This is a genomic window from Vibrio sp. Vb1554 (assembly GCF_033344235.1).
In genome coordinates this window covers 64809-78586 of record NZ_JAWPOJ010000023.1, presented here as the reverse complement: position 1 = coordinate 78586, position 13778 = coordinate 64809, and the positions used below count along the sequence as shown (strand labels likewise).

The 13778-nt window shown below is 43.7% G+C and carries 11 protein-coding genes; 6 read left to right on the top strand and 5 right to left on the bottom strand.

All coding sequences use genetic code 11. The annotated features are described in order from the left end of the window. A partial coding sequence (locus R8N28_RS17875; RefSeq protein ID WP_318183393.1) for an NADP-dependent isocitrate dehydrogenase occupies window positions 1-2198 on the bottom strand: 2198 nt, incomplete at its 3' end. Between the two features lie 311 nt (window positions 2199-2509). Here R8N28_RS17875 and R8N28_RS17870 point away from each other — a divergent pair. Next, a complete protein-coding gene (locus R8N28_RS17870) occupies window positions 2510-3211 on the top strand; it encodes a pseudouridine synthase (protein WP_017634731.1) in 702 nt (233 codons plus the stop codon). 85 nt (window positions 3212-3296) lie between these two features. On the opposite strand, the gene R8N28_RS17865 is transcribed toward R8N28_RS17870, so the two are convergent. Both R8N28_RS17865 and R8N28_RS17860 read right to left on the bottom strand, forming a co-directional pair. Further along, the gene (locus tag R8N28_RS17865) at window positions 3297-3974 is read right to left on the bottom strand and encodes a DUF2057 family protein (protein ID WP_065274300.1); all 678 of its coding nucleotides are present in this window, start codon (window positions 3972-3974) and stop codon (window positions 3297-3299) included. A 76-nt stretch (window positions 3975-4050) separates the two neighbouring features. Further along, window positions 4051-5130: a porin gene (locus R8N28_RS17860; protein ID WP_005378424.1), complete on the bottom strand. Its 1080-nt coding sequence runs from the start codon at window positions 5128-5130 to the stop codon at window positions 4051-4053. 515 nt (window positions 5131-5645) lie between these two features. On the opposite strand from R8N28_RS17860, the gene dinG reads away from it, so the two are divergent. The 5 genes from dinG to xthA all read left to right on the top strand — a co-directional run bounded on the left by dinG (window position 5646) and on the right by xthA (window position 10128). Next, window positions 5646-7721 carry an ATP-dependent DNA helicase DinG gene (gene dinG / locus R8N28_RS17855; protein WP_053303240.1) on the top strand — a complete coding sequence of 692 codons (2076 nt, stop codon included), beginning with the start codon at window positions 5646-5648 and terminating at the stop codon, window positions 7719-7721. Between the two features lie 14 nt (window positions 7722-7735). Then, window positions 7736-8521, top strand: coding sequence for a sulfite exporter TauE/SafE family protein (locus tag R8N28_RS17850; protein ID WP_005387866.1), 786 nt, complete (start codon window positions 7736-7738; stop codon window positions 8519-8521). Next, window positions 8518-9063, top strand: a complete 546-nt coding sequence (locus tag R8N28_RS17845; protein ID WP_005378431.1) for a primosomal replication protein — start codon at window positions 8518-8520, stop codon at window positions 9061-9063. The genes R8N28_RS17850 and R8N28_RS17845 overlap by 4 nt, the downstream gene beginning before the upstream one ends. Next, window positions 9063-9227, top strand: coding sequence for a pleiotropic regulatory protein RsmS (rsmS, locus tag R8N28_RS17840; protein WP_047100850.1), 165 nt, complete (start codon window positions 9063-9065; stop codon window positions 9225-9227). The genes R8N28_RS17845 and rsmS overlap by 1 nt, the downstream gene beginning before the upstream one ends. A 94-nt stretch (window positions 9228-9321) precedes the next feature. Continuing rightward, entirely contained in the window at window positions 9322-10128 is an 807-nt protein-coding gene (gene xthA, locus R8N28_RS17835; RefSeq protein WP_065274299.1) for an exodeoxyribonuclease III, read from the top strand. Between the two features lie 93 nt (window positions 10129-10221). Here the strand turns inward: xthA and R8N28_RS17830 are convergent, their stop codons facing one another. Then, the gene (locus R8N28_RS17830; RefSeq protein WP_065274298.1) at window positions 10222-12945 is read right to left on the bottom strand and encodes an ImpA family metalloprotease; all 2724 of its coding nucleotides are present in this window, start codon (window positions 12943-12945) and stop codon (window positions 10222-10224) included. Window positions 12946-13099: 154 nt separating this feature from the next. Next, a complete protein-coding gene (locus R8N28_RS17825) occupies window positions 13100-13777 on the bottom strand; it encodes an ABC transporter permease (RefSeq protein WP_053303243.1) in 678 nt (225 codons plus the stop codon). Window position 13778 lies beyond the last annotated feature (1 nt).

The following is a 13778-nucleotide window of genomic DNA, read 5'->3' as shown; positions in this document are numbered from 1 at the left end:
TCGCTTGGACGCATCAATTTAGAAACCAATGCATCGTCTAGTAAGTAGTAACCTCCTAGCTCACCTTTCACGCCTTGCGCATTATTTAGCTCAGCAACGATCGTTTCTTCCTGCTCTGACAGCGCTTTTGCAATTGGTGCAAATTCAGCAGCAAGATCCGCATCATCCGTTTGCTCTGAAAGCGCTTTCGCCCAGTAAAGTGCAAGATAGAAGTGGCTTCCACGGTTATCTAGCTCACCCACTTTGCGTGACGGAGATTTGTTGGTGTCTAAAAACTCACCGGTCGCTTTATCTAGTGTATCTGCTAGAACCTGAGCCTTAGGATTGTTTGTCGCTACACTTAAATGCTCTAACGAAGCTGCAAGAGCTAGGAACTCGCCCAAAGAATCCCAACGAAGGTGATTCTCTTTTTCTACTTGTTGAACGTGCTTAGGAGCAGAACCACCAGCGCCTGTTTCAAATAGGCCACCACCATTCATCAATGGAACAATAGATAGCATCTTAGCAGACGTACCTAACTCTAGAATTGGGAACAAGTCTGTTAGGTAGTCACGAAGAACATTACCTGTAACAGAGATAGTATCTAGGCCCGCTTTCATACGCTCTAGTGAGTACTTACAAGCTTCAACAGGAGATAGGATCTTAATCTCTAGACCGTCAGTATCGTGATCTGGTAGGTAGGCGTTTACTTTCTTGATGAGCTCAGCATCGTGCGCGCGGTTTTCATCTAGCCAGAATACAGCTGGAACACCTGTTGCACGTGCGCGAGTCACTGCTAGTTTAACCCAATCTTGGATTGGTGCGTCTTTAACCTGACACATACGGAAGATATCACCTTCTTCAACCGCTTGCTCTAACAGTACGTTACCTGAAGCATCAACAACGCGAACAGTACCCGCAGCGTCTAGAATGAATGTCTTGTCATGAGAACCATACTCTTCTGCTTTCTGAGCCATTAGGCCGACGTTAGGTACGCTCCCCATAGTGGTTGGGTCAAATGCGCCGTGCTCTTTACAGAAATCAATAACCGCTTGGTAAATACCTGCGTAGCTACGATCTGGAATCATCGCTTTGGTGTCTTTTTGTTTACCATCTGGTCCCCACATTTGACCCGAAGAGCGAAGCATTGCTGGCATAGAAGCATCTACAATAATGTCACTTGGTACATGTAAGTTTGTGATACCACGATCAGAGTCAACCATCGCAAGTTCTGGTTGAGTTTGGTAAACCGCTTGAATGGCCGCTTCAATTTCTGCTTTTTGCGCTTCAGGTAGAGCCTCAATTTTTGAGTAAACATCACCGATGCCATTGTTTACATCAACGCCTAGCTCTTCAAACAGCTTACCGTACTTATCGAAAACGTCTTTGTAGTAAACTTTTACTGCATGACCGAAAATGACAGGGTCAGACACTTTCATCATCGTCGCTTTCATATGAAGAGACAGCAGCACGTCTTGTGCTTTCGCTTCAGCAATCTCTTTCTCGAAAAATTCAACCAACGCCTTCTTCTTCATTACTGAAGTATCAATGACTTCTTTATCTAGTAATGGGAACGCAGACTTAAGCTCTTTAACTGTACCATCATTACCGACAAACTCGATTTTGACCTCTGTTGCACCAGAGATAGTTGTAGACTTTTCGCTACCAAAGAAGTCATTGTCTGACATGCTCGCAACATGGGACTTAGATTCTGCTGACCATGCACCCATTGAGTGTGGGTTTTTCTTCGCGTAGTTCTTAACCGAAGTCGGAGCACGACGGTCTGAGTTACCTTCACGAAGTACTGGGTTAACCGCACTACCTTTGATTTTGTCGTAAGCCGCTTTAATCGCTTTCTCTTCGTACGTGCTCGGCTCTTCTGGGTAGTTTGGTAAATCGTAACCTTTCGCCTGAAGCTCTTTAATCGCCGCTTTAAGCTGAGGAACTGAAGCTGAAATGTTAGGTAGCTTGATGATATTTGCTTCTGGAGTTTGAGCTAGTTCACCAAGCTCAGTCAACGCATCGCCAATGCGCTGTTCTTCTTTTAGATGCTCTGGGAAGTTAGCGATAATTCGACCTGCTAGTGAAATATCACGAGTATCTACATTGATGCCAGACGATGCTGTGAATGATTGAATGATTGGTAGTAATGAATAAGTTGCTAGCGCCGGCGCTTCATCAGTGATGGTGTAGATAATTGTAGGTTTTTCTGTAGGCATGAAATTTCCCTATTTTTTAATCAACTTGTTGGCTGATCAACTCAGCGTCTGAGTTGGTTTAATTGACGCATTGCTGCGCGTTAGCAGTACATGTCTCCTCACTAACGCCACATGCGGTTCGCACTCTTTGTTGTAGTTTGAAGCTCTAAGCTCTGAATCCATGAGTGCACTGATATAATTAAACAAATAACACGAATTAGTCTATCATTCTGTGCGCGTTTGTTAGTTTTAGGCGCGCAAATCATATCCGATCATGAGAAAACTTAAAACTTTCAAACACAGTTCATTTACATTTTTGCAGGGTAGTTAACATGTCATCTCGTACAGGTCAGGAAAAAGGTCGCAGTCGTAACCAGTCTAAAACGGGCCATTTTAAACACTCAGGAGCTCGCAATGGCTCGAAGACTCGTACTCAGCAAGACCGCCGCCCTAATCGCCCAACAAAAAGCCAAAAGCCAAAAGTGGCCCCTAAAGATCGTAAAGTCATTATTTTCAATAAGCCTTACGATACGCTCAGTCAATTTACCGATGGCGATGGTCGCAAAACGTTAGCGGACTATATCCCAATCAAAAATGTCTATGCGGCTGGCCGATTGGACCGAGACAGCGAAGGTTTGATGGTACTCACTAACGATGGCATCTTGCAGGCGAAGCTAACGCAGCCAAAGTCAAAATCGCCGAAGACTTATTGGGTTCAAGTTGATGGCGCTCCTCAGGAGCAAGATCTTGAAAAATTGAGAAAGGGAGTAGAGCTAAAAGATGGTATGACTCTACCAGCCGAAGTTGAAGTTATTCCAAAACCACAAGTCTGGGACAGAACGCCTCCGGTTCGTTTTCGCGCAAATATCCCTACCACTTGGTTAGCCATTACCATTATTGAAGGAAGAAATCGTCAGGTGCGTCGCATGACTGCGCACATTGGCTTCCCTACTTTGCGCCTCATTCGTCATTCGATGGGTGATATCGTCCTTAACGACCTAATGCCTGGTGAATGGAGAGAAATCTCTCTCTAATAAGCAGAAAAGATAAAAGCAGGCTTAAAGCCTGCTTTTTAGATTCGTACTTTTTCAGTTAAGCCCTATCTAATGAACTAAGGGATTACTGCTCAGCAAGCCAGTTTTTAAAGGCCTCTTTTTCCGCCGGAGACGCTTTCTGGTACATCGTCTTTAATACATCAACCATTGGGCTGTCGTTCGATGCGGCTGTTGAACGGGTATCACTAGTCTCAACTCGAGGCTCGATATCACTTACTGATTGTTGATGCTGATTCACAGTTACATAACTAACGGCAACACTCGCGATACCGCCAGCAATGTTGTAGTTACGAGATTCTTGAGGGTAATTACGACCAATTTGAACACCATCTGACTCTAATACATCTTCGACCAAAGCAATAGGTTGGCCTTTGGTATCCAGTAATTGCCAATCTAGAGGCGAGATGTTGTTTTGCGCTTGGCGAAGAGTTTTAAACTCTGGCAGCTCAAACGTTAGCTTTTCGTTTTCAGCATCAAATTTAGCAACGATTACATCACTGTAAACCGTCTTAAGGTTTTCGTTTGTTTCAAAAGCAGGTTGATATTTGAAGACAATTTGATTCGTTCCGTCAGGTAGATCGATTGTCTTCTCACTAGAAAAAAGACCACCTTCTAGATCTGGCTTCTCCATGTTGACGGCCAATAACTTCACGTCTTCTGGAACCACTAAAGTCGTTGCAGCGTAGAGGTTTGTACTGGCAAAAATAGACAGTGCCATTGCCACTTTTAATGATAACTGCATAGAATTTTTCATCCTTATCTTCATAGTAAAAGACCCAGCATATAGCTGGGTCTTACAATATCAAACTGGGTATTGATTACCAGTAGAAACGAGCACCAACACCGAAGTTAGTTGCGTCGTCTGTGTCTTTGTTGTCGAAGTCAGTACCTTCGAAAGTGTAACCCGCTTCTGCGAATACACGTGCCCATTTAGAGAACTTGTATTCAACACCAGCGTAGAACCAAGAAGAGTCTGCGTCTACTTTACCTGCTTCGTCAGTAGACTGAGCTAGGTACTCGTAACCAGAGTATAGAGTTGTTTTAGGAGCAACAGCGAACATACCAGCTACAACGATGTAGTGTGAATCAACTGTTGATTTACCTAGCTTATCTTCGTTTTCGTTGTAGTAGTACGTAGCACCTAGAGTGTGCTCGTTTAGTGCGTACTCAGCAGTTACTTCAAAAGATAGGTTTTCGTTATCAGTACGCTCTGTGTGAGAAACTGTTTGCTCTACACCATTAAGAACTAGTTTTTTCTCTTTAGTTACGTTGATGTCGTTGTTCGCAGTAAGTACACCAGCGTGTAGAGATAGGTCGTTGAAAGATTTACCAACGAATACTTCTAGTACTTCTTCGTTAGAATCTTTTTCGCCTAGCGCGTAACCAGCTTTTAGCCAGAATGCGTCATTTTCGTAAGCGTATTTGATTTGAGAATCGTTGTTCCAAGCGTGACCGTATGCAGTTTCCGCTGCGTTACCACCGAAGAAGTAAGAGTAATCTGCGAAGTATACGTCATCCGCCCAAGTACCTTCTTTACCGAAGCGAAGAGTACCCATATCACCCATATCAAAGCCGATGATGTGGCGACGTACGTATACAGAGTCATCTGTACGCTCGCTTGAATCAGCACCTGCGTCGTAGTTGTCACCTAGAGCAACACCGATTTCAACTTCACCCAGAACTTTTAGGCTTTCGTCAACAACGTAAACCGCGTTCACACCAGTACGAGAAGAGCTAGTGTTTAGCTCTGCTGTGTGATCAGTTTTTTCTGTGAATAGAAGAGTTGGACGTAGCTGACCGTAGAAATCTACAGAACCTTCTTCAGATTTGAATACTTCAGCTGCGTTCACTGAAGTTGCAGACGCAACTACAGCTAGTGCTAATAGAGTTTTTTTCATAATTAATCCACTGCCTTTTCTTAGTTCGGGATATCCTTGTCCGGTTCCCTTTTTTTATATGTTTGAGGTAGAGCGTTAACAAAACGTTATACAGCACCTCCTCAAAATCTGGAGCTAAGAGTGCAAAAGATTATTCTGGCTGTCAAATTTTCTAAATACCAATGTAAAAAAAACAAAATACCATTATAAAACAATAACTTGATAAGTTTACCTTTATTTATTCGACGAACATCTAACCAATCTCCATTATTATTTGTAATTTACAAAATTATTAACAAATGGTTTTTTAATCCAATAAGTAAATTTAAAAAAACAAAAAAAAGAATAAAAACCCACAAATAAGACCAAGTTGGAGTTTTATATTTTTCATATAATGAAATTAATTTCATTAAGATAAGGTTCAATATTTTTTTGTGAAGGAGATCTACATTCCTTATAAAAGCATTCCGTTTTGTGAACTACTGTACAACTAGTGATGTGTGCTACTATTCGCCTCCAACGCATTTGAGGCCCGTATGCTGACCAGTAACATTCAAAAATCGATTCGTAATAGCTATCAAAACCTTCAAGATCAACTTGATAACTTTGTGCCTAGAAGAGCACAAAACTACCTTGTTGCAGAGATTGCAAAAACGCTGTGCGGTCAGTATCACAAATCTAACCGAATACTCGTTGCAGAAGCAGGGACTGGAATTGGTAAATCGCTCTCTTATCTAATGGCGACCATTCCCGTGGCTGTACATAACAATAGGAAAGTGGTTATCTCAACGGCGACCGTCGCTCTGCAAGAGCAGCTCATAAATAAAGACCTCCCTCTTTTTCGTCGGATTACCGACCGAGAGTTTTCTTTTATTTTGGCAAAAGGCCGTCAACGCTATTGTTGTGCAGAAAAGCTCGCCACTGCTAGCGGTGCTGATGGTGGCCAGTTAGCCATGTTTGAAACCAAACCTAAGCAAAAAGATATAGAGCTGTTAGAAACAATGCATCGCTCTCTTGCGCAAGGTAAATGGGACGGTGACCGTGATTCTTGGCCTAAACCCATCGACGATAAGCTTTGGCAACTGATTGTCAGTGATAAACACAGTTGCAATAACAGTTTACCAGGCCACCGCGGCTGCCCATTCCAAAAAGCGCGCTCAGAGTTGGATAAAAACGATGTCATCATTGCTAACCACTCTCTCGTCATGGCAGACGCAGATTTAGGTGGCGGCGTGATTTTACCTGAGCCAGAAAATACAATATACGTCTTCGACGAGGCACATCACTTACCTCACGTCGCTCGTGACCATGCTTCAGCATCTGCGAGTTTAAAAGGCGCGGCAGCATGGCTTGAGAAGTTAAATCAGTCGATTAGTAAGTTTTCATCACTCGCAGACGAGAAACGCGTAGCTCGATTTCGCAACGACCTTCAAGACGCGGTTCAGAACTTGATACCGGCACTGACTCAATTGCCCAAACAGTTCGACCCAGCTCAATTTGAAGAGGGTATCTACCGCTTCGAACACGGTGAACTACCTGAGTGGCTAGAGAACCAATCCAAAGAACTAAAACAGTTCAGTAAAAAAGCAAATCAGAGCGTGGCAAAAATTGCCGACCTTATTGCGGAAAGAGTAAAAGACGGGGAGCTTGCGACAAGGTTGGCTGAACCAGCGCTTGCAGAGCTCGGTTTCTACATTCAAAGGTTAGAAAACCTAGCGCAAGTATGGCATTTAATGGCTGAACCAACTCGTGAAAAAGGTGCGCCTTTAGCTCGCTGGTTAGAAACCCACCCCGATCGCGAGGGTGATTTCATTGTGAGTGTTTCGCCACTTGAAATTGGATGGCAACTCGATCAACAGATTTGGAGCAGATGTATTGGCGCCATTTTGGTTTCCGCAACGATGCGTGCATTAAACTCTTTCCATTACTTTTGCCATCAGGTTGGTATTGATGGAAAACCAGAATCAGGCACTCAGTTTTTAGCGCTTGCGTCACCATTCGATTACCAAAACCAGGCAGAATTACTCATCCCTGCGATGAAATATGAACCACCAGCGCCTCAATTTACTGAATATCTTATTGAGATCTTGCCTAAGTACTTGGAAGACAAGAAAGCCAACTTAGTATTATTCTCATCCTATTGGCAGATGAACCAAGTCGCGAAGGCACTCTCTTCGGAGTTCATAAAAAAAGGCTGGGCGTTGCAAGTTCAAGGTGAAAGCTCACGTCAGGAAATTCTAAAAAAACATAAAAAGTTAATAGAATCAAATAAAACCAGCATCTTATTTGGTACTGGCAGTTTCTCTGAGGGGCTAGACTTACCTGGCGAATTACTTGAAAACTTGGTGATTACAAAAATTCCATTTGGCGTTCCAACCTCCCCTGTTGAGCAGGCTCATTCCGAATACATTGAGAAAAAAGGAGGAAACCCGTTTATGCAAATAACTGTACCAGACGCAAGCAAAAAGCTGATCCAGAGCGTAGGTCGCTTACTGCGTAAAGAGAGAGATTCTGGTAGAGTAACGATTCTTGATCGACGCCTAGTCACTAAGCGATACGGACAAGCCTTAATCGACTCACTACCTCCATTTAAACGTAAAATAGAATATTAGAAGAATCACCATTTATGGAAATGATTGAGCCAACCATGCTGTTGGTGTTGGCGCTTGTCGCTTTTGTCGCAGGATTTATTGATGCAGTTGCCGGTGGTGGTGGCATGCTTACCGTACCTGCTCTACTTTCGCTAGGCTTGCCGCCTCATATTGCACTAGGCACCAATAAACTTGCCGCTACCTTTGCTTCTTCTACTGCAGCATTTACGTACTACAAAAAACGTCTATTCAAACCTCAATGCTGGAGGCGTGCATTCGTGGCAACACTCGTCGGAGCGACATTAGGTACGCTATTTGTAGATGCGATTAGTACGGATTGGCTGGAAAAAGGATTGCCGCTTGTTATTTTGGCAGCAGCGTTGTATACCGTTTTTCATAAAACACCCCACTCTGCTCATCAAAGTCCAATACCCGAGCCTTGCCCAAAACTTCATAAAAAACAGTACATGCAAGGCTTATCCATAGGATTCTACGACGGACTCGCAGGGCCTGGAACTGGGGCTTTTTGGACAGTAAGTTCAATGGCGCTGTACCGGCTGAATATCTTGCTCGCCTCTGGGTTAGCAAAAGCAATGAACTTTACCAGTAACTTTACCTCTTTGATCACTTTTGCATTCCTCGGACACATCAACTGGGTGCTAGGCTTAACAATGGGAGTATGTTTAATGGCTGGTGCTTTTGTTGGCGCGCACTCCGCTATTAGATTTGGTTCTAAATTCATTCGTCCTGTATTTGTTACTGTCGTCAGCATACTAGCCATTAAATTGGCTTATGACGCATGGTTTGTAGGTTTGTCATGAACATTTCTCAACTCCAGGAAAATCTAGAACAAATGGCGAAGCAAGCCGCTGTTCTTGACCGTCAAAGAGGCGAACATCATGTTCCGCTTTTTGATGAGCGTTTATTTGGTTGCCGCTCTCGCTTACTTACTCCTTGCGTAAAAGAAGCAAAAGCCACGCTGGATGCGATTGTGCGTGAGCAAAATGAAGGTAAGCTCACCGCTTTGCGTGCTGAGTACCTCACTGAACGGTTAGTGGCGCAAATCGGTGCGATTCAACGCGAGATTTCTACCACTAAAATTCGTAAGAATGAAATCAAACATAGCAGCCATTTCCGTAAGCCTATCAACGTGCTTTATCAGGAGCTCGCTCAACACCAAGAGTGGGCAAGACGCTTGCGCGAGATGGTGTTAGAAAAAGAACGTGCTGTCGAAAGCGCTCCTAGTTTTATGCGTGCCGACGCTCAAAAAGTATTACTAGCAACCGAGCAACGTTTAGCGCGTTGTGAAGCAGCACTTCTTAAGCTAGAGAACCAAATTACACATAGGGAAAAACATCAATAATGGCTGACCAACCAACCTCGCCTTTAGATGACGCACCTGAAGAGATCAAACTGGCTGTCGATTTAATCTATTTGCTTGAGAGCAATGAGATAGATCCAGAAATTGCGCTTAACGCTTTAAAGATCGTGCAAAACGACTTAGAAAACAAATTAAAAGCAAAGTAGCTCAGAGCGTTTCACTCCTTTCACCGAGACTCATTTTCAGTGCTCTTACACAATGATACTATTCATAAAAAGTACGCCCCCAAAAGGATAAATAATGAAAGTAATCAGCTTTAACATCAATGGACTACGTGCGCGACTGCACCAACTCCAAGCGCTAATCGACAAACACCAACCTGATGTGATTGGTCTTCAGGAAATTAAAGTTCACGATGAAGCATTCCCGATTGAAGCTGTCGAAGCCATGGGCTACAAAGTGTATTTTCATGGTCAAAAAGCACATTACGGCGTAGCAATGCTTTGTAAGCAAGAGCCTCTACACGTACAAAAAGGGTTCCCGACGGATAACGAAGAACATCAAAAGCGCATGATCATGGCAACGTTTTTAAATGAAAACGGCGAAAAGGTCACTGTGCTAAACGGCTATTTCCCTCAAGGGGATAACATCAGCCACGAAACCAAATTCCCATACAAGCGCCAATTCTATAAAGATCTGATGACCTACCTAAACGATCATCACAATAACGACGAGCAATTAATTGTTATGGGTGACATCAACATCAGCCCTATTGATGCAGATATCGGTATCGGCGAACCAAACCGTAAACGTTGGCTAAAAACAGGTAAATGTTCATTCCAACCTGAAGAGCGCGAATGGTTGAAAACCTTACTAGACTGGGGCTTTGTGGACACCTTCCGTAAGCTATACCCAGAGGTGAACGATCAATTTTCGTGGTTTGACTACCGTTCTCGCGGTTTTGATGATAACCGTGGCCTACGAATTGATGTCATTTTGGCAACCCCTTCTCTAGCGAAAAAGTGTATTGAATCTGGTATCGACTATGAGCTTCGTGGTATCGAGAAGCCTTCAGATCACGCACCAATCTGGTCGACATTTAAGTAATATATTGCAAAGCTATAAGCGAGACTCAACGCTAAGCTTAGTCCAATAAAAAGGGAGACTCAGTCTCCCTTTTTCATACAAATTACCATTTAATCACTGATTCAGCGGCCAAACTGTTTGACCATCAATAGTTATCGGTGTTTGAGCAAATTCGTTCAGACAGTAGCCTGTATTACTACTTGCAAAGTAAGTGAGCGGCATCGACGGTAGATTCAGCGCCACAACCTGCTGTTTCGCTTTTTCTGTGAACGAGAACCCCCACATATCGAGATAGTTAGTCATATCTCGCTGAGAAATGTAGCTCAGAGCAATAAGCAACCAGTCGTTGTTCGAGATGCTATTTGCTTCTTCCCGAGAGTAGTTGGCGAAACCAATACTCAATCGTCTCTCATCCCAAAGCGCATCGTCCGATTTTAAGCGGTTAAACTCACGTTCAATCAGGTGCAAGCGCGCCAATAAATGCCAACCATTTTTAAGCACACCTTCATGCTGCGCCGCCATCATCATTTGAATGTAAACACGAGCGCCCCAACTCCAACTGGTTTGATTTTGCGCTGCCATGTATGCGTTTGGATCCGCTTGAGTTCGGCTAGCTTGCAATAATTCAAACTGGCCTTTGAAATCCAAGCTTTGGCAGGTTGAAACTTTCCCCGTATTCTGGAAGAAACGAGACTTACTGTAATACGAGTAGTAATTGGTCGTTGAATGCCCTTCCCAGCCTGAAAATCGGAATCGACCTTTTTCTAAACCATGACCAAGCTCATGTAAATCACCGTGACCGAGTGGGCTGAATGACCAGTAAGCATCGTAAGGGTTACCCGAACAACCATAACCACACGTCGCTTGGTCAGCGTTCATGTGCTTCACTATATCAATATTGGCGATTTCCCAACCTTGGTTTTGGGCGTATTGAATAATTTCAGGCACTTCATCTATGCCCGGCCCTTGGAAACCTGCCAGCACATGCGGGTAGTTGTGAACATATTCTTCTGTTGCAAGCGCCATTTCCGAAGGGGTAGACCACATTTCATCGTTGACCGACTCCAACATTTTGTCGCGCTTTGAGTGTACTTCAAACCCAGGAGTGATCAGCTCAGCCCAATCGAATAAATTGGCTTCTAACTGTTGAATAAAAGCGTCGTTGTCCTTCTCACTTCTCCAAACTGGATGCTGTGCCACATGATTAAATTTCAGTTCAACCGGAACATCATTTTTGTCAAAGTGAACCTGTACTGGACCACCATAAGGAGAAGTCAGCGTGATGGTTTCACCCGGCTTCACTTCATAGCCGAATGAAGTCAGCAGTTTTGGTCGCGTGTATCCATCTTTGCTGAACTCATGAGTTGCACCACTTCTTAAAGTGTTGATGACAATCTTAGTCGCCACATCATTGCTGTCATTACGTTTAACCGTAAAGGTTTCCCCAGGAAGTGCATACACACCAGCCGAACGGAAGTTACGCTTTGATTCCATATTAATCGTTGCACTGATTCTCTTTATGTCAGGGCTAAACTCACTACGGCTGAAGTTCCCCATATTTGGTTGTTTTGGGTTTACGCTTCGGCTGTTGTATTGCACGTAATCGGCAAAGTACGACTTTAGGAATTCGGTCATTTGGGTTGATTGTTTGTCCATCGGGAAGACAACCGTTTGACGATAATGATCAGCCAGCAATACCATGAGTTTTTCGTATTGGTAGCCGTTTTGATTAAACAAATCTACTTTTTGTTCATCAAGCTTTTGCAACCAATGGCGAATGCTGTTTGCCCCTGCATAAAATTGACTGTCCATATTCGCAGTGTCAGGGCAGGATTTGTCATCACACAGTGACAAGTCAACGTTGAAATTTTGAGATTCAAAACGAGACAACAACGCTTGTTGTGTAATAACAGAATCCGGCACAACGTTCATCAACGATGAAGGTTCCCAGTCGACCAAGCCTAACTTACGCCAATAGTTATCTCCCACATAATCAACATGGAATTTTTCCAAAATGTCTTGGCCAAGATCAGTTAGTCCTCCATCCCAATGCAGGTATAGAACAGGAATTTGGGCTTGCTCAGCGTATTCCAAAGCTTCGAGTACTGGTTTGTTGGTATCTCCAGATTGCAGATGCTGTGACAAGATCAATAAGTTTGGAGTATTGGTTTGCAAGCAGCTAAGTAGCTTCGAACCATCGCATAGGTTGGCCTCGTTAAACGCCAGCTCTTGTGAAACATTGTCTTTCAGCCAATTCCGAGTCGCTTGCTCATCCGGAAAGTAATAAGACTGATCCATTTGCGCGATGACGACGTTTGAAGTAACTCCACCCGACAACCAAGTGACCAGGTTACTTAACCATTGCGTCATCGCCGCGTTGGAAGAGTCGGGAAAACGTTGTGCCGTTCTAAATGGGTTACTACCTAATAGTGCGTAACGTTGACCATTAGACTTTTCCCCGGCAACGCCAATTGACAGAGCTTGATCTTTGTAACCGCTTGCCATGGCCTTATTGGTCATCAAGATGGTGTCGTTGAAGCCATACTGAGGTGCCAAGATCGCGGCATCATGGGTTGGATCCCAATAAAGACCTGAAAGGCTTTTCGCAATTGCAGATTTGATCGTATTCGACTGCATCTTGTGAGCTTGCACAACTTGATGACTTTTACGAATGAAATCGCTCGGGTCAGAAACGAGCAGTGCATTACCAGTTTCCAGAGCTTGTTGAACTGGAGCTGGCGTTGGTTTTACTTGAGCATTAGGTTGTGATTCTCCCTCTCCCCCACCACATCCTGTGGCTAAGGCGGCAATGCCCAACGATAGAATTGTTTTTTTCATTTTTACTTACTAAACAATGAGTTTACCGAATGTTAATGTAAGTTAATGAATAATAAGAAAGAGTCTTTTATATCGGCTGGAAAAATAGGAATGAAGATAACAAAATTATCAAAAGCAATAGCACCCATTCCGGTGCTATTGCCTCTATTGATAATTAGCTTAAAGGACGTAGATAAGCTAAGAAACGCCTCTCTGCCACTTTGAAACACCACAAAATCATAAACGTCAGTGCCATGTAGAACAGCCCCGCCGTCAGGAAAGACTCAAATGGTGCATAGTAGCGCGAGTTAACTAGACGCGCAGCACCAGTTAAATCCATGATGGTAACGATGCCCGCGACTGCACTTCCGTGCAGCATAAATATGACCTCGTTGGAATAAGCTGGTAATGCTCGACGCAATGCACTCGGCAAGATAATACGTCTGTATGTCATAAACTTACTCATGCCATAGGCTTTCGCAGCTTCCACCTCACCTTTCGGCAAACCATTAATCGCACCACGAATAATTTCTGCGGTGTAAGCCGATGTATTCAGAATAAAAGCGACCAAAGCACAGAACCAAGCGTTCTCCCACAAGGTATCTTTCACAGGGAAAAACTGATCCATGCCATAGTAAATCAAATACAGCTGAACCAATAGCGGCGTTCCACGGAAAAAGTAAATGAATCCCCAAGAAGGTAAGCTTAGAGCGTAATTGGTACTATTGCGTGCCACGGCTAATGGGATAGAGACACACAAGCCAATAACCAACGCTAATCCCACTAACCAAACTGTTGTCCAAAGTCCCTGAAGATAAGTTGGAAAGCTTTCAATAATCAAAGAAAAGTCCATA